Origin of the sequence: Shewanella psychropiezotolerans, assembly GCF_007197555.1 — a bacterium.
GTDB lineage: Bacteria > Pseudomonadota > Gammaproteobacteria > Enterobacterales > Shewanellaceae > Shewanella > Shewanella psychropiezotolerans.
Genome location: NZ_CP041614.1, coordinates 613,232 through 632,738, shown reverse-complemented (window position 1 = coordinate 632,738; position 19,507 = coordinate 613,232). Strand labels below are relative to the sequence as shown.

General features: G+C 44.2%; 19 protein-coding genes and 1 pseudogene. 15 read left to right on the top strand and 5 right to left on the bottom strand.

Features of this window, described 5'->3' with window-relative positions; translation table 11 throughout:
- Positions 1-32: 32 nt before the first annotated feature.
- The 12 genes and pseudogenes from FM037_RS02750 to FM037_RS02695 all read left to right on the top strand — a co-directional run bounded on the left by FM037_RS02750 (position 33) and on the right by FM037_RS02695 (position 9,725).
- Positions 33-1,010 carry a KpsF/GutQ family sugar-phosphate isomerase gene (locus tag FM037_RS02750; protein WP_144044746.1) on the top strand — a complete coding sequence of 326 codons (978 nt, stop codon included), beginning with the start codon at positions 33-35 and terminating at the stop codon, positions 1,008-1,010.
- Positions 1,011-1,568, top strand: a complete 558-nt coding sequence (gene kdsC / locus FM037_RS02745) for a 3-deoxy-manno-octulosonate-8-phosphatase KdsC (RefSeq protein ID WP_144044745.1) — start codon at positions 1,011-1,013, stop codon at positions 1,566-1,568.
- Positions 1,565-2,122 (top strand): LPS export ABC transporter periplasmic protein LptC, encoded by a 558-nt coding sequence (lptC, locus tag FM037_RS02740; RefSeq protein WP_144044744.1) that lies wholly within the window; start codon positions 1,565-1,567, stop codon positions 2,120-2,122. The genes kdsC and lptC overlap by 4 nt, the downstream gene beginning before the upstream one ends.
- Before the next feature lie 111 nt (positions 2,123-2,233).
- Entirely contained in the window at positions 2,234-2,878 is a 645-nt protein-coding gene (gene lptA / locus FM037_RS02735) for a lipopolysaccharide transport periplasmic protein LptA (protein ID WP_144044743.1), read from the top strand.
- Positions 2,875-3,606 carry an LPS export ABC transporter ATP-binding protein gene (lptB, locus tag FM037_RS02730; RefSeq protein ID WP_144044742.1) on the top strand — a complete coding sequence of 244 codons (732 nt, stop codon included), beginning with the start codon at positions 2,875-2,877 and terminating at the stop codon, positions 3,604-3,606. The genes lptA and lptB overlap by 4 nt, the downstream gene beginning before the upstream one ends.
- A gap of 153 nt (positions 3,607-3,759) precedes the next feature.
- Positions 3,760-5,243, top strand: a pseudogene (locus FM037_RS02725) (RNA polymerase factor sigma-54).
- 214 nt (positions 5,244-5,457) lie between these two features.
- Entirely contained in the window at positions 5,458-5,745 is a 288-nt protein-coding gene (gene hpf, locus FM037_RS02720) for a ribosome hibernation promoting factor (RefSeq protein WP_144044741.1), read from the top strand.
- A 2-nt stretch (positions 5,746-5,747) separates the two neighbouring features.
- Entirely contained in the window at positions 5,748-6,191 is a 444-nt protein-coding gene (ptsN, locus tag FM037_RS02715; protein ID WP_144044740.1) for a PTS IIA-like nitrogen regulatory protein PtsN, read from the top strand.
- Entirely contained in the window at positions 6,188-7,036 is an 849-nt protein-coding gene (gene rapZ / locus FM037_RS02710) for an RNase adapter RapZ (protein ID WP_144044739.1), read from the top strand. Before ptsN ends, rapZ begins: the two co-directional genes overlap by 4 nt.
- The gene (locus FM037_RS02705; RefSeq protein WP_144044738.1) at positions 7,029-7,304 is read left to right on the top strand and encodes an HPr family phosphocarrier protein; all 276 of its coding nucleotides are present in this window, start codon (positions 7,029-7,031) and stop codon (positions 7,302-7,304) included. The genes rapZ and FM037_RS02705 overlap by 8 nt, the downstream gene beginning before the upstream one ends.
- Positions 7,305-7,403: 99 nt before the next feature.
- On the top strand, positions 7,404-8,765 hold the full coding sequence (mgtE, locus tag FM037_RS02700) for a magnesium transporter (protein ID WP_144044737.1): 1,362 nt from the start codon (positions 7,404-7,406) through the stop codon (positions 8,763-8,765).
- A gap of 117 nt (positions 8,766-8,882) precedes the next feature.
- Positions 8,883-9,725 carry a hypothetical protein gene (locus tag FM037_RS02695; RefSeq protein ID WP_144044736.1) on the top strand — a complete coding sequence of 281 codons (843 nt, stop codon included), beginning with the start codon at positions 8,883-8,885 and terminating at the stop codon, positions 9,723-9,725.
- 80 nt (positions 9,726-9,805) lie between these two features.
- Here FM037_RS02695 and FM037_RS02690 read toward each other — a convergent pair whose 3' ends face one another.
- Positions 9,806-10,474 carry an OmpA family protein gene (locus FM037_RS02690; protein WP_144048792.1) on the bottom strand — a complete coding sequence of 223 codons (669 nt, stop codon included), beginning with the start codon at positions 10,472-10,474 and terminating at the stop codon, positions 9,806-9,808.
- Between the two features lie 261 nt (positions 10,475-10,735).
- Here FM037_RS02690 and FM037_RS02685 point away from each other — a divergent pair, with 261 nt between their 5' ends.
- Complete coding sequence (locus tag FM037_RS02685; RefSeq protein WP_144044735.1) at positions 10,736-11,449, top strand: response regulator transcription factor; 714 nt, start codon at positions 10,736-10,738, stop codon at positions 11,447-11,449.
- Positions 11,427-12,719 (top strand): sensor histidine kinase, encoded by a 1,293-nt coding sequence (locus FM037_RS02680; RefSeq protein ID WP_144044734.1) that lies wholly within the window; start codon positions 11,427-11,429, stop codon positions 12,717-12,719. The genes FM037_RS02685 and FM037_RS02680 overlap by 23 nt, the downstream gene beginning before the upstream one ends.
- A gap of 47 nt (positions 12,720-12,766) precedes the next feature.
- On the opposite strand, the gene FM037_RS02675 is transcribed toward FM037_RS02680, so the two are convergent.
- The 3 genes from FM037_RS02675 to FM037_RS02665 all read right to left on the bottom strand — a co-directional run bounded on the left by FM037_RS02675 (position 12,767) and on the right by FM037_RS02665 (position 16,789).
- Complete coding sequence (locus tag FM037_RS02675) at positions 12,767-13,129, bottom strand: hypothetical protein (protein ID WP_144044733.1); 363 nt, start codon at positions 13,127-13,129, stop codon at positions 12,767-12,769.
- Positions 13,130-13,514: 385 nt separating this feature from the next.
- Positions 13,515-15,698: an OmcA/MtrC family decaheme c-type cytochrome gene (locus FM037_RS02670; RefSeq protein WP_144044732.1), complete on the bottom strand. Its 2,184-nt coding sequence runs from the start codon at positions 15,696-15,698 to the stop codon at positions 13,515-13,517.
- Positions 15,699-15,979: 281 nt separating this feature from the next.
- On the bottom strand, positions 15,980-16,789 hold the full coding sequence (locus FM037_RS02665; RefSeq protein ID WP_227993130.1) for a glycine zipper domain-containing protein: 810 nt from the start codon (positions 16,787-16,789) through the stop codon (positions 15,980-15,982).
- A gap of 219 nt (positions 16,790-17,008) precedes the next feature.
- On the opposite strand from FM037_RS02665, the gene FM037_RS02660 reads away from it, so the two are divergent.
- Positions 17,009-17,965 carry a helix-turn-helix domain-containing protein gene (locus FM037_RS02660; protein ID WP_144044730.1) on the top strand — a complete coding sequence of 319 codons (957 nt, stop codon included), beginning with the start codon at positions 17,009-17,011 and terminating at the stop codon, positions 17,963-17,965.
- A gap of 67 nt (positions 17,966-18,032) precedes the next feature.
- Here FM037_RS02660 and FM037_RS02655 read toward each other — a convergent pair whose 3' ends face one another.
- Entirely contained in the window at positions 18,033-19,397 is a 1,365-nt protein-coding gene (locus FM037_RS02655) for a DUF4397 domain-containing protein (RefSeq protein WP_144044729.1), read from the bottom strand.
- Between the last annotated feature and the right edge of the window lie 110 nt (positions 19,398-19,507).

Here is a 19,507-nt window from a genome sequence, read left to right as displayed (position 1 = left end):
TTACATCAGACTGAATAAACAGAGAGATCAAAATGCTAGATGTAAATAAATTACGCCAATGGGGCAAAAACGTTATCGATGTCGAGCGAAAAGCTCTCGATAACTTATACCAGTATGTAGATTCAGCTGAGTTTGCTACAGCGTGTAAATTGATCTTTGAGTGCACCGGCAAGGTCATCGTCATGGGGATGGGCAAGTCTGGCCATATAGGCAATAAAATTTCAGCCACCTTTGCCAGCACAGGCACCCCCGCATTTTTTGTGCATCCAGGTGAAGCCAGTCATGGCGATCTCGGTGTGCTCAGTGAGAACGATATCATCTTAGCCATCTCCAATTCGGGAGAAGCCTCAGAAATCTTAACCTTGATGCCGGTCATTAAACGTATGGGCCTGCCTATTATAGCGGTAACGGGTAAGCCAAAATCCACCATGGCTAAACATGCTATCGTGCATCTGTGCATCGAAGTACCCGAAGAAGCTTGCCCCCTAGGGCTTGCTCCCACATCCAGCACCACGGCGACCTTAGTCATGGGCGATGCACTCGCCGTAGCACTGTTACAAGCGAGGGGGTTTACCAAAGATGATTTCGCCCTGTCACACCCAGGTGGTATGTTAGGCCGGAAATTACTGCTCAAAGTCAGTGATGTCATGCATAAAGGTCATGACCTGCCTCTGGTAAGGCAGAATATCTGCGTCACAGATGCCCTCTATGAAATATCGAACAAAGGCCTGGGCATGACGGCGGTTACCGATGATTCCAACAAGTTAGTGGGTATTTTTACCGACGGCGATCTACGCCGGGTCATAGATGCCCAAGTCAACCTGAGAGAAACATCAATCTCAGATGTGATGAGTAAAGGCTGCATCACCATCTCTGAAGGAATTTTGGCCGCCGAAGCACTAAAAGTGATGGACGAAAACGATATCAATGGTCTCATCATAGTAGATGATAACAACACCCCAATAGGTGCATTAAACATGCTCGACATGGTTAAGGCAGGAGTAATATAAATGAATGAATCCCATCAGAGTTTTTATGGTCCTGTAGCTGACAAGGTTTGGCAGAAGGCTAAGCAGATAAAACTACTCATCTGTGATGTAGATGGCGTGTTTTCCGACGGTCTGGTCTATATGAGTAATGCCGGTGAAGAACTAAAGACCTTCCACACCCGAGACGGATACGGAGTGAGATCTCTACTCACCAGTGATATCCCCGTGGCGATCATCACTGGACGTAAGTCTCAGATAGTTGAAGACCGTATGACAGCACTAGGCATCAAGCATATATACCAAGGTGTAGACAACAAATTAGAGCCATATCAAGCGCTACTCTCCTTGTATGATGTGACCCCTGAGCAGGTGGCTTATATAGGCGATGATATGGTTGACCTGCCAGTCATGAAACAGGTTGGGCTTTCAGTCTGTGTCGCCGATGGTCACCCCTATGTAAAACAAGCTGCCGACTTCGTCACTAGCATCCAAGGCGGACATGGTGCCTTACGAGAGTTAACGGATCTCATACTTCTCAGCCAAAAGAAATTCGATACCGCACACGGTATGAGTATATGAATAGAGTGACTCTGGCCATCATAGCTTTCTTCGGCACGGCCTTGCTGCTTTATTGGCAGGTGCAATCCAAGAAAAGCGATGAAGAGGTGGCTATCGATGTCAGTTTAAGACCAGATTATATTGCCGATAACCTACGTAGTGTCGATTATAATGACAAGGGGTTAGTCAACAGCCGAGTCACAGCTACCCATATGGAGCACTTTGATGAGGCCAATATGACCTATTTCACTCAGCCCATATACCTAATCTATCCCGACGGAGGCCAAGCTAAATGGCGCCTTCAATCGACGATGGGGACACTCAATAAGAAATCAGGCAAAGTCGTTCTCGAGAACAATGTTATTATCGATTCCATAAGCCCTGAAGAACCGATTCAAACCATGAAAACCAGTTACTTGGAATTAGATCTCAATACCATGGTCATGACCTCAGATCGTGAGGTTTACATCACAGGTACTGATTTTATTATCCAAGGTGTGGGTTTGTTCGGTGATCTTAACGCCCAAAAAGTACAATTATTGAGTAAGGTTAAAGGGATATATGAGGTCAATTAGCTTGGCTTTTTGCTAGCCCAAAGCCATATTTTAGAAAAACAGACTCAGACCAACAATACCTATGATCCATATGTGTTGTGAACAAGACAAGTACGCCATTTGAAGGACGATATGAACAAACATAACTTAATCATCGCTGCTCTACTGTGTATCACAAGTTTTAGTGGCATGACAAAGCAAGATGATCTCATGCAAGAAGTTAAGATCTCGGCAGCGAGTCAGGAAGCCGATATCAAGAATAATCAGATGATCTTTCATGGTCCAGTGGAAGTGACTCAGGGATCGATCAAGATTTTAGCCGACGAACTCAGAGCCTCCTCTAAAGAAGATGGCGGCGGAAAAACACTTGTCGCCATCGGAAATCCCGCGACATACTCCCAGATAATGGAAGATGGACGCCCGGCTTCTGCCAGTGCCAAAGAAATTAGGTATGAGCTATCGAGCAGAACCTTAACCTTGGTAGGTAATGCCACGCTGGAGCAAGATGGTAGCCGAGTAACAGGTAATATGATTCGCTACAACATAGCTAAGCAACAGTTGATAGCAGAAAGCAAAGGCAATGATAGGGTTATCACCATTATTCAGCCAGAAAGCTATCAGGATACCAGTCAAGATAAGGCCAAAGAACAAGAGCCAGCTACGGAGCCGCTGCCGACTCAATTACCAGAAGTCGAGCCAGCTGAAACGAACAATCAAACCAGCAAGCAAGATATTATACCTACTCAGTTACCAGTCATAGGGCAGGAGAAACAATGAGCCAGATGACGCTAAAGGCAGTCAACCTTGCCAAGAGTTATAAGAATAGAGCCGTAGTTCAAGATGTCAGTATCACAGTCAAAACCGGACAGATAGTCGGTCTGTTAGGCCCTAATGGCGCGGGAAAAACCACCACTTTCTACATGATCGTAGGCTTAGTACAGAGTGATAAAGGTAGGATCTTAATCGATGATGATGATCTGACCTTAGATCCTATGCACTTGAGGGCAAGAAAAGGCATAGGTTACCTACCTCAAGAGGCGAGCATCTTTAGGAAGTTATCGGTTAGGGATAACATAATGGCGGTACTACAGACACGTTCAGATATAGATAACAACACCCGGGAAGAACAACTCGAGAGCCTTCTGGAAGAGTTTCATATTACCCATATTCGTGACAGCCAAGGCATGGCACTCTCGGGCGGTGAACGCAGACGCGTCGAGATAGCCAGAGCCTTGGCAGCTAACCCTAAGTTTATTCTCCTCGATGAGCCCTTTGCAGGGGTGGATCCTATTTCGGTTATCGACATTAAAAAAATCATCGAGCAGCTTAAGAGTCGCGGCTTAGGTGTACTGATCACTGACCATAATGTGCGTGAAACTTTAGACGTATGTGAGCGAGCTTACATAGTCAGTCACGGAAATTTAATCGCTGAAGGTACACCCGCCGAGATCTTGGACAATAAGCAAGTACGAGCTGTGTACTTAGGTGAACAATTCAAGCTATAGTTAATCAAGAGACTCATTCTTAACGCGCATTAAGGGATGAGTATTTATCGACACTCGGCTTACTCAGCCTAAGGTCCAGGGGCTCAGAGAAACCCCAAACAAGTCAAAGCAGGCTTTCTCATTTTATAATTACAATGAAGGGAATAGCGGTAAATGAAAGCGTCACTCCAGCTTAAAATGGGTCAGCAGTTAACCATGACACCACAACTGCAGCAGGCTATACGTCTATTGCAACTATCGTCGCTGGAACTGCAACAAGAAATCCAACAAGCGTTAGACTCCAACCCCCTTCTCGAACTAGATGAAGAACAGGTTGACCCCCAGTCAATGGTGAAGATAAGACCATAGACGCAGAAGACTTTAACGCCACGGGTGATGGCGAAGGTGATGGTCCAATCGACAGCTCTGCGGTTGAAACCTCAGAGGCAATAACCCAAGATTCCATGCCAGAAGAGCTCCCCATGGACACCACTTGGGATGAAGTCTATACCGCGTCTCCGAACTCGAGTTCTGGTGCCATGCGCGACGATGATATGCCCTTCCAAGGCGAGACCAGCGAAGGTTTGTATGAGCATCTCGAATGGCAGAAGAACCTGACACCGTTTTCTGATAATGATCTCGCCATAGCGACCGCCATCATAGATGCCATTGATGAGAGGGGCTATCTCACCCAAAGTGTTGAAGATATTCTCGAGGCCATGGGTGATCCAGAAATTGAACAGGATGAAGTTGAAGCCGTCCTCAAACGTATCCAACACTTCGATCCTATCGGCATAGCAGCCAGGGACCTCAGCGAATGTCTCTTGATTCAACTGGCACAATACGCAGATACAACCCCCCACATAGATAATGCCAGGCTCCTTATCAAAGATCATCTGGATCTGATCGCAGGACGTGATTTCCGCCAGTTAATGCGTAAGACTAAGCTTAAGGAAGATGATCTCAGAGTCGCCATTGAGTTAATCCAAACGCTTAATCCCCGCCCAGGACTCGCCATTACTCCAGGTAAAGATGAGTATGTCATCCCAGATGTCACTGTGACCAAGAAGAAAGGTCGTTGGATGGTTGAGTTAAATCCAGACAATATGCCGAAGATCAACGTCAACCAACATTATGCATCCATGGTGAAAAGTACCAAGAATCAATCAGATAGTCAGTTTATTCGTGGTCACCTGCAAGAGGCTAAGTGGTTTATCAAGAGCTTAGAGAGCCGCAACGAGACCTTACTGAAAGTCTCAAACTGCATAGTTAAATTCCAACAGGGCTTCTTCGAATTCGGTGAAGAAGCCATGAAACCTATGGTATTGAACGACATAGCCGAAGCCGTAGAGATGCACGAATCCACCATATCCCGTGTCACCACACAAAAATATATGCATACCCCGAGGGGCATATTTGAGCTGAAATACTTTTTCTCCAGCCATGTGGGGACCGATGATGGCGGCGAGTGTTCATCTACCGCCATTCGTGCTTTCATAAAGAAGCTGGTTGCAGCCGAAAATCAACAGAAACCACTCAGCGACAGTAAGATGGCTTTGCTATTAGCAGAGCAGGGAATTCAGGTCGCGAGGCGCACCATAGCTAAGTATCGTGAAGCCATGTTGATTCCACCATCGAATCAACGTAAGAGTTTATAAAGAAGGAAGTAAGGTCGTCACCTAAATAGAAAAATCTACTTAGCCACGACCTGATTAGCGCTCATGTTGAGCGCTAATCACCAGAAGCAGCCTGTAGTCGATAACCCTTAGGCTCAACTCCTGGTATAACAGGGAATTATGTTGTGAGTTAAATCCCGAAAGATTTTTCTACAACCTACCTAAGAGTTAAATTGGACACTGGAGGAGTATTTCTATGCAAATAAACCTAACTGGACACCATATAGAGATCACTACATCGCTAAGGCAATATGTCGAAGAAAAGTTCACTAAGCTTGAACGACATTTCGATCAGATCAATAATGTACACGTTATTTTAAATGTTCAGAAAATGCAGCAAAAAGCCGAAGCTAAACTCCACCTTGCCGGTGGTGAGGTTTTTGCTATGTCAGAGAACGCTGACATGTACGCCGCTATCGACTCCCTGATTGATAAGCTCGACCGTCAGGTTATTAAACACAAAGAGAAGCTAACAAAGCATTAATAATGGAATTAAGCACCATCCTGCAGCCGGAATGTACAACTTGCGCCACTCCGGGCAGTAAGAAAAAGGTACTGGAACTCATCAGCGATCTTGCCGCTGTCCAGTACCCAACCCTATCTTCACAAGAGATTTTTGAAAGTCTCTTGGCGAGGGAAAAAATGGGAAGCACAGGTATAGGTAATGGTATTGCGATTCCTCATGGTAGGTTGAGCAATATAAGTCAACCGGTTGCTGTATTAATCAAGTGCGAAGAGCCTATCTCCTTCGACGCCATTGATAAGCAACCTGTAGATATACTATTTGCACTTTTAGTCCCTGCGGATCAATGTGAGCAGCACTTGAGTACTCTGTCATCCATGGCTGAGAAACTCAATAACAAGCATATTGTGAAACAGTTACGAAAAACTCAAGATGAGTCAGAACTCTATCAGGTGATAACACAATGAAACTGGTGATGGTGTCCGGTCGTTCCGGTTCGGGAAAATCTGTCGTACTCAGGGTCTTAGAAGATCTTGGCTACTACTGTGTCGATAACCTTCCTCTGCCACTAATGGATACCTTGCTCGAACAACTCAAAGGCAGTACAGAACTCGTAGCCATTAGTGTCGACGTGCGTAATATATCAGAGCAAGACAAAGAGCTAGAGAAGCAGTTTGCTAACCTCCCCGAAGGCACAGAATTACTCAGTTTCTTCTTGAACTCGAGCGATGAGGTACTGCTGAAACGTTACAGTGAAACCCGAAGATTACACCCACTATCCCGCACTAAGACGTCTCTTAAAGAGGCGATAGAGCATGAAAGAGAACTGCTCGAACCCGTGTCTAAGATGGTCGATCATTACATAGACACATCAAACCTCAATATCTACGACCTGAGTGACAAGATCCGTGAAATTCTCCTAGGCAGTATCGATAAAGAGTTGGTCATTAACTTCGAATCTTTTGGCTTCAAATACGGGATGCCAGCCGAGGCAGACTTCATGTTTGACGTTCGTTTCTTGCCAAACCCCCATTGGGAACCGGAGCTAAGATCCATGACAGGGCTAGATGAGCCGGTTCAACTTTTTTTGAGCCAACAACCCACAGTCAATAAATTTATCTGGCAAATAGAAAACTTACTGGCAACCTGGTTACCTCATCTTGAAAGAAATAACCGTAGCTACCTTACCATCGCCATAGGTTGTACTGGCGGACAACATAGATCTGTTTATGTCACAGAGCAATTAGCTAAGCTATTTAGTAACAGTAAGCATAAGATTCAGGCGCGTCATCGCGAATTGAGTAATGACTAAATTAGAACGCCAGGTCACCATATGTAATAAACTCGGCCTCCATGCCCGAGCCGCAACTAAACTCGCCATCCTGGCGTCCGAGTTTGACGCCGAGATAACCATAGTGCAGGGAAAGAAGGAGGCCTCTGCTGCCAGTGTGTTAGGCTTATTGATGCTAGAAACTGGCATGGGAAAAACCATCACACTGCTCGGTGAAGGTCAGGATGCCGATGCTGCGCTAGATGCAATATGTGCACTTGTCGATGCAAAATTCGATGAAGCAAGTTAACCCTAACCTTTTACTCTCACTATATTCGCCCTTTCTTTTACAAATTAGCTAACCCTAATCTAAAGCAAACTATCAAACACAACCAAAGGAGGGTCCACTATGCCGAAAGAAGTGCTAGACAGTGAAACAACCGATCAACGTCTAAATCAGCTTACCCAAGCCCTTGGTAATGGTATGTTTGTTCATGTCAGAAACATGCTCCATGATATGGCAGCATCGGATGTGGCCTTTATTTTAGAATCATCTCCGCCAAGAACGCGTCAGGTCTTATGGCAACTTATCGATCTGGATCATACCGGGGAGATCTTAGACGAGTTAGGGGAGGAACTAAAAGATAGCCTCATCAAACAGATGACACCAGAGCGAGTCGCGAAAGCCGCGGAAGGCATGGATACCGACGATCTTGCCTATATCCTGCGTAGTTTGCCCGACAGTGTCTTCAATAAAGTACTCCAGTCCATGAGCAGCCAAGATAGGACGAGAGTCGAGCAGGCGCTATCTTACCCGGACGACACCGCTGGCAGTATCATGAATACCGATACCGTCACCCTACGTCCCGACGTCAACATAGATGTGATACTGCGTTACCTTAGAATTCGTGGAAAGCTACCGGAAGCGACTGACACCCTCTATGTCGTCGATAAACGTGATAATTTACTCGGCGGTGTGCGGATTTCAGATCTGCTCACCTGCAACCCGGACGCATCAGTCAGAGACATTATGGCCTCGGATCTAGAAGGTATTCCTGTTGGCATGAATGACAGCGAAGTCGCACAACTATTTGAACGACACGATTGGATCTCGGCACCTGTTATCGGCGAAGATAATCAGCTGCTTGGCAGGATCACCATAGATGATGTCGTTGATATCATCAGGGAAGATGCCGAGCACTCCATGATGGGCATGGCGGGTATGGATGAAGATAGCGATACCTTTGGCCCGGTCTTAAAGAGTACTTTACAGCGCTCTCTATGGCTGACCATCAACCTATTTGCCGCGCTCTTGGCAGCGTCTGTCAGTAATATGTTTGAAGGCACGCTGGAGCAATTTGCCACCATAGCGATTCTTATGACCATAGTGCCGAGCATGGGAGGCGTCGCCGGTAATCAGACCTTAGCCCTGGTGATTCGAGGAATTGCACTGGGCCAGATAGGACAGAGTAACTCTCGTTGGCTGATAGGCAAGGAGTTGGCCATCGGTTTCCTCAATGGCTTGTTATGGTCAGTATTGGTATTCGCAGCCGTGTGGCTCTGGAAAGGTGATATAGCCTTAGGTGCACTCATAGGCGGAGCCATGCTAATCAATATGACAGTGGCAGGGTTTGCCGGTGCAAGTATTCCATTACTACTTAAAAAAATGAACATCGACCCGGCCCTCGCCGGTGGCATGGTGTTAACCACAGTCACTGATGTGATTGGTTTGTTCGCCTTCCTCGGACTGGCCACCTTCTTCCTGCTGTGATCTAATAAAAAACCGGTAACAAGTATTAGCCCCTAAAAGGGGCTTAAGCAAGGCCTCCAGTCCAGCAGTCTTGCCTTTTAACGCTATACTTGTAAAAAGCACTCTGCGGGCCCTTGTTTGAAACCTTTTAACCCACTCATACTTATCCCAATAATCCTGTGTATCATATTGAGCATAGGCATTAGTGAGATCTACCTACATAGACTCGCTCAGCTTAACCAATGTAAAGAGATCAGTTTAGAACTCTCCATAAAAAAGCTCAGCCTTCGCCGTCATGAGAAAGATTTCTTTTTTAGGAAGCAGGATAAATACTTAAAGAAGTGGCAACAAACACTCAAGGAGCTAAAGAGAGAGTTTGCTCTCTCAAATACGTGTTTCTCGATATGGGACATACAGACAGATCTCATTACACAGATGAAGCTTAATTTAAAAAGTTATGAAGCAAATTTCATCGTACTCACTTCCGAACTAGACAAGTCAGACAAACAATCTTTGAGTATGTTGAATAGTTTGATGGCCCTACAAGAAAGATTAGAGAAACTCGCCAAGATTGAGGATAATAATGTTTATGCTCAGACATTAGCGATACGCCAACACTTGTTCGAATATATCACCTCGAAACAAGCCATATCACTGCAACTCTTGGGTAATAATGTCATGGCAATCAGTCAATGGCAAGATGTGTCCAAAAAGCTCAAACTAGAGCTTGAGGGATACCTGAAAAAGGTCAATACACTGAAGCAGTTTATTGAAAGCCATCAGTATTCCCATGAAGCCGGGACCATGGGACAGATGCGCTCTGATATACATAAAATAGAAGAGATTCTTCCAAAACTAACCCAAGCGATAGATGTAAAAATCAGTAACCACCATACCATCAGGTGGGTTATTTACCTTGTTATTCTGTTATTGATATATGTGACTTACCGTATTATTAATCGAATGCAGATTAATAGATGAACCTAGTGTCCAACATTGGCACTCAAGAAGAGAAAAGGCTTCCCAAGGGAAGCCTTTTTAGAAACTGTAATAAACAAGAATTAACTTTGAGGCAATGGACTCAAGATAATCTCCACACGGCGGTTCTGCGCCCTGCCTTCTGCCGAAGAATTACTCGCAATAGGTCTAGCTTCACCTATGCCTTCAGACTTTACTCTGGCATATTCCACTTTCTGAGCCACAAGATAATTACCCACTTCAATGGCGCGAATTTTCGATAAACGCAGGTTGTATGACTCAGAACCTGAACTGTCCGTATAACCCAATATATTGAGTTGAGTTTGATCATACTCTTTAGCCACTAAGGCCACGCTATTAAGCACCTTTTTAGCTCCAGAATTGAGATGAACCTCATCGACTCCGAAGGTGACTTCATTCGGCATATTCAGCACAATATTGTCACCGGAGCGAGTCACACTCACTCCTGTTGACTTAAGTTGCTTCCTCAATTCGGCTTCTTGGGTATCCATGTAATAACCAATACCACCACCTAAAGCCGCCCCCGAGGCTGCACCGATCAGGGCTCCCTTACCACGATCGCTCTTGCTCGAAGATACAACTCCGATAGCAGCGCCCGCAATCGCGCCGATAAGGGCACCATTGGTGGCTTTGGCGTTTTGACTTTCGTTAGTATAGGGATTTGTCGTCTGGCAACCTGCAACTAAGATACTAGTAGCAAGAACTGCAACACTCAGTGCTGACTTATTAATTTTTTTGATCACATAGAACTCCAGAATATCTTGATAAGTTTACACTCAAGATATACAACAGGGTAAATACAGTTTACATTTTGTAAATTGAATGATGTTCAGTATATAAACTCCTTATGAATAAACAAATGTTCATCGGCTAACCGTTCATTATTTCAGCTTAATATTTATTCATGATGCATCGAGTTGTTACCAAGTCGACATTTTTTACACATTTAAATGAGATAATTCTCGACTCTAAAAAACAATAGGTAAGGTACATTGAGGTCAAAACTATTAATCGTTGAAGATAATCAAGATGTCGCAGGCATTCTTGCCGATTATTTTGAAGTGCAAGGAACAGAAGTCGATTTCGCGACCAATGGCGAGCTCGGATTTAAGCTCGCTCTTGAGTCCAACTTCGACGCCATCATACTGGATCTAATGCTGCCTAAGATGGATGGCCTCAGTGTCGCTAAAGAACTCAGAAAGCAAGGCTGTACCACTCCGATCCTCATGTTAACGGCCCTCGATGATAAGCAAGATCTGCTCAACGGATTTGAATCAGGGGCTGACGACTATCTAGCCAAACCTTTCGACTTAGATGTACTCAATGCCCGAGTCACAGCATTGATCAAACGCCAGCAAGGAAGAGTAGCCTTAGGCATATTAAAATACGGCAGCCTCGAATTAAACACGGCTGAACATCAAGTCTATCGCAACGGAACTAAGCTCATTCTGACGCCTGCTTGCTATCAAATATTGCAATTATTAATGAAGCGAGCGCCGAACGTGGTCAAACGTGAAGAGCTTATCGAGGAGTTATGGGGTGATATGCCACCGGGTAGCGACATATTACGTAGCCACATGTACCAACTTCGCAATCAATTAGATAAGCCATTTTCTGAGTCAATGCTGGTCACGGTGCCAAAAATAGGCTTTAAACTTCAACAGGAAACGTTAAATAATAGTAATGAAAACCCCTCAACCTCCTAGCTCCACGGCCCAGAGCTTAACCAAGAAATTAAGCCTCTATTTCAATGCCATCGCTCTGCTTATTGGTATATTGGTTTTTGCTCTGAGTCAGGCGGGCCTCTACTGGCTCGAAGATGAGATAAACAAGCGTAACTTACAGCAGACAGCTGATTTTTCTGTCGACCAATTTCAGCAAGGGGCAAGCTCCCCCCTCATCATAGGTCCTAATATTTTAGCCTATGATTCTGTCCAAACGTTACCTAAGCAATTCCAACAACTCAGCCAATACCCCATTGGCTACAATGATGAAATCACCGATGACATAGCCCACGACCTCTTTTTCCATCACTCCAGCTTTATTCTCGAAGGTGAGACTAGACCTCTCTTCTTAACCATGGAAGCAGAAAAAGTCGAACTCAGCTCTGATGAATGGCGATATATCAATTTTGCCTCTCTCGCTATCATGATACTCCTCTATCTGGCATTCGATTTCGCCATTTCAAAATTATCTAAACGTCTGGTGCAGCCTGTCAATCAGCTCAGCCAGCAACTGAAATCCGCCCAAAGAGAAACCAGCTTCTCAGTCCCGGAAGGTTCGGCATTAGAGTTCACAGAGCTATCTAATAGCCTGAATAAATATCGCAATCAAAATGAACTCCTAATAAAACAAGAGCAGTCATTCGCCAAGTATGCCAGCCATGAGCTAAGAACTCCTTTAACCGTTATTCTGGGAGCCACCAAGCTGCTCGACAAGAGTGATAAGCCTGAGTTTCAACTTCGACAGAGAGCAAGAATCGCTAAGGCTACGGCCGACATGCAACACACGATTGAAGCCCTGCTGAGTCTGGTCAAACAGGAACAGACAAGAGAGAATTCCACCAGTAGGAAACTGGTTGAAAAAGAGATAAAGCAGATCTTGGATGAGGTGTCCCCTCTGGCTAAATATAAGCATCTCAAGGTCGAGCTCAAGATATTTGCTGAACCAGACATTCAGCCAAGCCCTCCCGTACTGAGGATGTTATTGATCAACTTGTTACAGAACGCCATCAATGCCAGTGATTCAGGAATTATCACCCTGGAAGTTTGGCAGTCTTGTATCAAAGTCCTAGACCAGGGCCGGGGATTGAATGATTCAGAACAGAGCAAAGACGGTCACGGCTTAGGCCTACTAATCGTAGATGCACTCTGCGAACGCTATGGCTGGCAACTGATGTTAACGTCTGGAGAAGAATCAGGTTGCATTGCTAAGCTGACCTTTCCCAATACCAGTGAGACAAGGGCTAGTGATTAGCCCATCTCATCTAGTTTATGATTAAAGTTAGCTATTAGTTGGCGACGCTATCTCATCACCTTAGTCTGTAATTTTTGAGCATGAATCAGCTCTCGATCAAACACGCCGGTACTGACGGCGTGAAGTAATTTTAATTTCATCTCTTCTACTTTAAGCCTAGGTACGCGTAGCCTGCTGCAGCCAGGATGTATCTGCTCCATGGCTAGCACTTTCTTACCAAGCTTTAAGGTTAAAATCCGAAAGTTATCATCATCATCTTTTGCATCATGCACTTTAGCGCGCGCCCTGCACTCCTCTAGTGTCAACTCCCATATCCGTTTTCTGACTTTATTTCCGATACCATTATTTACCATGGCATACTCCTGAAAACAGTCAAGCGAGCTCACAGCACCTTTGGCATTACTCATCATTATCCCCCTGCATTGAATAATTGATTGTTAGCCATCTTGATTTTTGTTGTTTTATTTATAAATAGATAAATTAATATCTGCTTAGATAGTTATATTATTTTTGCTAGATACTTGTCTACACCATTAATTTTCTTGTGTGACCAAGCTCAACACAGGAATAAACAAATAGTGATCTGCAACAATTAATCATCTAACAACAGCTACATATTCTCATAGCGATACCCTAGCTCGTAGCCAGGATTCTGTATTGAACATGCATAGCATGCAGTATAAAAAAGTAAGAAATAAAAAAAGGCACCCTAAGGTGCCTTTGACTTTGCAGGAAAACATTCTGGAGCTTAAACCCCTAGAGCTAACCTTGATGGCCTCTCTAGGAACTTAATCATTACAGAGTAAAACCATGGTGCTCCATAACCTTCTCTGGGCTGTGACAAGTGGCACAAGCTTCTTTTGCGTCTTTGGCATTACCAGCGTCATTCACATCAACAATATGGTCGGCATCTTTATTAGCACCAAAGTAACCACCGTTGCTTCTGATATGAGACATAGCAGCATCAGACAAGTACTTCTGATGACAACTTATGCAGGCTGCCGCATCAGAAGAGGCGTACCAAGTTTCAACCACTTCATCAGCAGCAGGGCTTTGAGTGCTTGGAATTGTATGAGCTTGACCCGCATTACGGCCTAACTCGAAACCATACTTAAGACCACCATAACCCTCTACAGCTGAGTGACACGTTGTACAATCTGTCTTCAGAATAGTACCGCTACCACCGTGGCCATTATCATGTCCCTTAGCTTTGTGGGCCTTGTACATAAAGCTTGTAGATTTAAGTAGTGCTACGCCATTGCTGGCTTCACCATTACCTTTAAGGCTCTTATCGTTAGTATGACAAGCCATACAGTTCACACCATTAGAATCATGATAGAACTCAAAGCTATGACAACCATGACAAGATGCAGTATCGACAATCGAACGACGCTCGCCTACTACAGCCTCAGCATTGTCTAACACGCTGCGATAAGCGGGTGTTTGTACATAAGCTGGATAAGCATTTTCAGCATCACATGCTGCACGCCTATCAGTACCTTCTTCAAAACACACTTTTAATACTGATAACACTTCAAGTGAACGCGTTGTAATATCGGCAGGGAAGTTAATAGTGACTGCAACACTTACTGTGTTATCGGCATTCCAAGTCGCTTTAGTTTCATCTTTAATATCGATGCGGCGCTTGCTATATGGTGCTTGATTATAATCGGGATAATCTTTCTCTACATCCCAGCTTACTACCATGTACGGCTTGCTATAGCCTTCTTTATAGATTTCATCTTTAGCAACTAGCTCACCATTGGCATCCATAACCTTCATATCAAACTTAATCAAGTTAGCAGCGTCGATAGTCACATTACTGACTTCAACACTGTATTCTTTAGCAGCTTGATAAGGCTTGGCAGCTTCTGAATGCACTTCAACACTATGACAATCGGTACAGGTAAACTCAGGGTTCTTATCTGACTTATGCTGAGCCGGAGAGTCTGTGTGACAACCTGTACACGCGTTGGCATTTGCGTTGGCAAGCCATAGATCTTTATCGGCTAACTCTTCATCTTGAACATGACAAACTGCACAGTCCATAAATGGCTTAGTTGGGAAAGCCGGGTAATCGAATGCATGGTCGCCACCGTAACCCGCTATGGTATAAGGCATAGGCACAACATTGCCCTCTGTATCTTTACCTTCACGCTCAGGCCCCATATGAATCGCATGTATCATATGACCTAGTTCGACTGAAACTGCATTAGGATCTGAAACTATGCCGTTATGACAAGATTGGCAGTTCTCCAGATCGAGACGACGACCACCATGAGCCTTTAAACTATCTGGCTGATGACAGGTATAACATGTCTCAAGAGTAACCAGCTCACGAGTCTCAACACCTTCAGTGGCATTGGTTGCAGGGATCCAGTCATAGTGTGCGTTTTCTGCCAGCTCATGACCCGAGGCATATTCAAACTGCATCTCAATGGCAATGCGTTGAGTCAGCGCAGGAGAAAATTCCACACCAGCGGGATCGACAGCAGTCGTTAGATTAGTGTCGAAAGTGTAGGTATAAGTACCGTCTTTATGATCGACCAGACATTCGGCACAGTTTTTTAACTGCTCAAAACCTTGTTCAAACGTTGTTCCTGCGCCATTTGTTGTCTCATTTAACAATGAAATCCACTGTTTTAGCTCTGAGCCTTCATTGGTTTTCAATTGAGCTAATGAGAAGCGGAAATCATGGAACTCATTCTCTGCACTTAAGCCGTGCAAACCTACGCCTTGCTTATTTTCTAGGTCGAAATCAACTGTGATAATGCCATCGGCATAAGTTGCGTTACTGATATTGGCAACGGCTTCAGCGGCCATATCGATATGAAGACCTGATTGACCAGGCTCACCACCGCCACCTGGTTGTCCATCTTCACCATTTTTACCATCTTCGCCGTCACTACAACCGACTACTCCCATAGTCATTGCTGCTGCAAGCAGTAACCAGAGTTTACTTTTTTTAGTATTTAACATTGCTCATCATCTCCGTGGAGTTGTTCAATATAATTATTTTGTGAACACTCGGAGGTTACTCCTAAAGGAGTACTGTTGAGTTGAGCCGCGTCAAAGAAAGATTAACAACTCATTCACCAATGATTTATTAATTTAACACTAGGGGTATTTAAAAAAGTTCAATAGAGATCATCAAGAAAGTCATCTGTAAAACATGTCATAAATTATTCCTACAATCATTTAAAACACAAAATCATCAAAGGCTTAAAAAGGGAGCCATTAACTCCCTTTTTCGCCGCATATTAACCTTGACGAGTAAAACGATATGATTGTATCAGCTGTTCTTCACCTTTAACTTGGGTAAAGGTGTCGACTAAGAACACGTCTTTTCCGGCAAACCTTAACTCTAAACGCATATTGTTTCTTTCGTCACCATTTAACGTCTGGCCTTGTACGTCCACTGGATAGTAGCTATATCTTTGGTTTGTCACATTTAACTCACCGGAGAAACGCATCAGCTCATTATTGCTAAAGTCTGTTTCCAGACTATAGCCATCACTTGGAGTGTAGGCTAGTTGCACTTTGCCATTCAGGTTGTGTGGCTCACCATTAACCTGAAGTTCATCGAAATGCAGTTCGACGGCCGTCGTTTTTGCTAAGCTCCCCCTCGCCATACCACTTGCTTCGATGCGATCCCCTTGTGCATCTAATGCCCAAATATCAACACGCCAGTTACCGTTAAAACTATCTAGTTTATCCCAGTTTTGTGGCACCATTGACGCAGTACCAGCCGTCATAGGTGCGCTGGCTAAACCATTAATATTGATGTTCTTAGTGCCATTTTCATTGCGATAGTCTTCTCTGTCATTATGATAATCTGCAGCTGCTCCTGCAGCTGCACCCGTTGCCGCACCAAGCATAGCGCCTTTTGCCGCTAAGCTTGCATCCCCCATAGCCGCGCCCATGACTAAGCCAATTAAAGCACCACCAGCAGCTCCTGTTTTTAAGCCGCGATTCTGATCACGTTCACCGTCTTCATCACTGGTACTGGCACAACCGCTCAATGCTGCAAAGCACAATGCTGCTAGTAAGGTCTTTTTCATGTTGGTCATAGTGTATTTCTCGACATAAAGCGGTACATTGGTACCCATAAGATAGTGTGATTATTTAACCAGATAGCATGCCCTAACATCAGGGCAGGCGTTAAGAAAAAAAACTGCCTAATGCCTAGAGGTTTTCTCTCTGTTGGGTCAGCGAGCGTTCAGATTTAATCGATTGTGACTTAACGAAATTAATACCGATTGGTATAACTTGTGGTTTAAAGAGGAACAATGAACCAGAGACAATACAAGGGCATAGACGAATACTTGTTCCAGAAACGTACTCAACAAGATCTGTCTCAAGAGGGGCTCGCACTGGCACTCCAGCAGTTTGACCCACTATTTTCTGAACTTGACTCCCTCACGATCAGCCGTTGGGAACGAGGCAGAGTCAGTCCCAATATTCGCAGACAAGTGGCACTTATGGAGTTTTTTGGCGATGAACCACACTTGTTACTCGCTAATCCTGATTTTGAGTTGAAACAACTGCCCTCCATGTCAGCATTTCAACAGATGTTAGAGCAGCAAACGAATTACAATCACGTCATGGGTGCCCATCCTTATATTCCTCAAGATGAACTTAACTTTGAAAAATTAAATAAGCGGAGCGATAATCTATTACAAAAATTACGCTGGGTATGTAATGCCCACAATAATTTAACTAGGCAGCGAGAATCTTGGGATGCGGAGTCTTTAGCTCAACTGGTTTTATTTCCTTCTACCGAAGTGATCTTCTACCAGATAGATGACATTTTAATGGGACACTCCCTTTATATACGCATCGATGAAGACACATTATCCGCTCTACTCAGCGGTAAGATGCAAGAAACCCAACTAAGCACTGACGATCTCATCGAGAAGGACAAACCTGCTTGCCTATATATGTTAAGTGCATATATCGGCGGACGCCATGTGGCCGAAGACTCTTTGCTACACATGTTATTTACCTTACTTGAAAACCCACTCAATTTGTCATTGGGCTATAAGGCCCGCAGTGATATTGGCATCAAGTTAATGGATTTTTTGTCCGGCAAACGTGTTGGGCAAGGAGAGGTACTTAAGGAGCGACTCGATGGCGCTAAATATCTAGGAAAACGCTATAGCTATATTTCATTTTATCTTCCAAGAGCAGACCTTCTAGCCAGCCCGCTGATGCTAAATGTAATGCGCAAACAAGGAAGAAGTTAAAAGAGTACTTTTAGAAGCATAAGTACTCTTTATCGATTAAGTTAGCTGTTGATGACTATGACTCTATTCAATGAATAGCCAACTTAAAGCCTAAGGGTTGCGTGTCATCGGCATACAATACTAAGGTATATTGACTCGCTTCGAAACCGAAGTTCTCAGACTGATACAACAAGGTCAAATCGCCATTATCATCTTCATACACCACGCTCACCTCATAATCACCTGTGGCTAAGTCCAGTGATTTAATTTCGGTAAAATCTATCCCTTCAATGTAATACTCTGCCGACTCGATCGTTTCACTTTGAGACACAAAATAGATATTGAGATCATCATATTCATGAGCAAGATTAGCGAAGCTTACCTCACTCTCATAGGCTCTGGGTCTCAAGTCATGTAATAAGGTTAACCCTTTGATTTTCTCGTCTGCATCTTGGTACAACAACATGGACTTGGTCTCATCTTGGTTAAATGTCACCAAGAGGTTATTTGCTAGCACCGCTTGAGATTCAACCTGAATTATCGTCACGCCATAGTCATCGAAATCAACCAATTGAAACTCTGTACTCTGACCAAGTTCGATGTCCTTTATCGCTATATCATTGCCATTGTTCGTAACCAGAACCTCTACCGTTCCCTGTTCCTTCAAACCATTAAACAGACGAAACTCGGCTGCTGCGTCGATATTGGCATGGTTATCAGCTCCCGAAGTCGAATCCACATTGTCTATGGTGATATTAGGAGTCCCCGGCCCAAAACTGTCCCTAATAATGAGTTTGTAGACAGTTTCAGCAGTTAACGAGAGTGATGCCGTAGTATAAACAGGCTCTAACGAGCCAGTGCCCGTCAGATAGATAACGTAATCTCCAGTATCTAAGGTCACACCTAAGGTACTTCCCTTGTAGCTCAAACTGTCGAGAAGGGTGGCATCAATGAACTCTCGTCCATCGACCCCGATATAAACATCGTAAGCACCAGCATCCATAGCGGTGTGGGCCACAAGAACCTGCATCTTGCTATAATCTACATCTTCATCGTCATTCAGCTCATCCATCTCTGTGGTCAAATAGCTAACATCCAAAAACTCAGGCGAGTGATAGTCTCCCACTAGCATAAACAGATGATGCTCACCATAATTTAGATTAAGTGTCTCCTGATATTTAACCAAGTCTTCACCAATCTCATCTTCACCAGTAATTTCAAGTTCAACCTCCCCGGTAACATAAGCATATTTAGGCATGGCATTGGCGTATTCCACAGCCGTGTACTGATAATCATCCAATGACAAGCTTAAGCTAGTGCTGTTAGCCGATGCATTATAAAACTGAATATAGCTCTCATCTGTGGAACTCTCTTCATCATCAGAACTACAAGCTGTAGTCCCGATAAGCAAACCAGAAAATAGAACAGCATATCCCAATAGTTGTTTCTTCAAAACTCACTCCCTTTGATATTAATTTGTTATAGCCATTTACATGGCTGTTACTTACGACAACAAAAGAAGGTCAAGAAACGTCAAGCTAGGTAATTAAAAATAATGCTCCC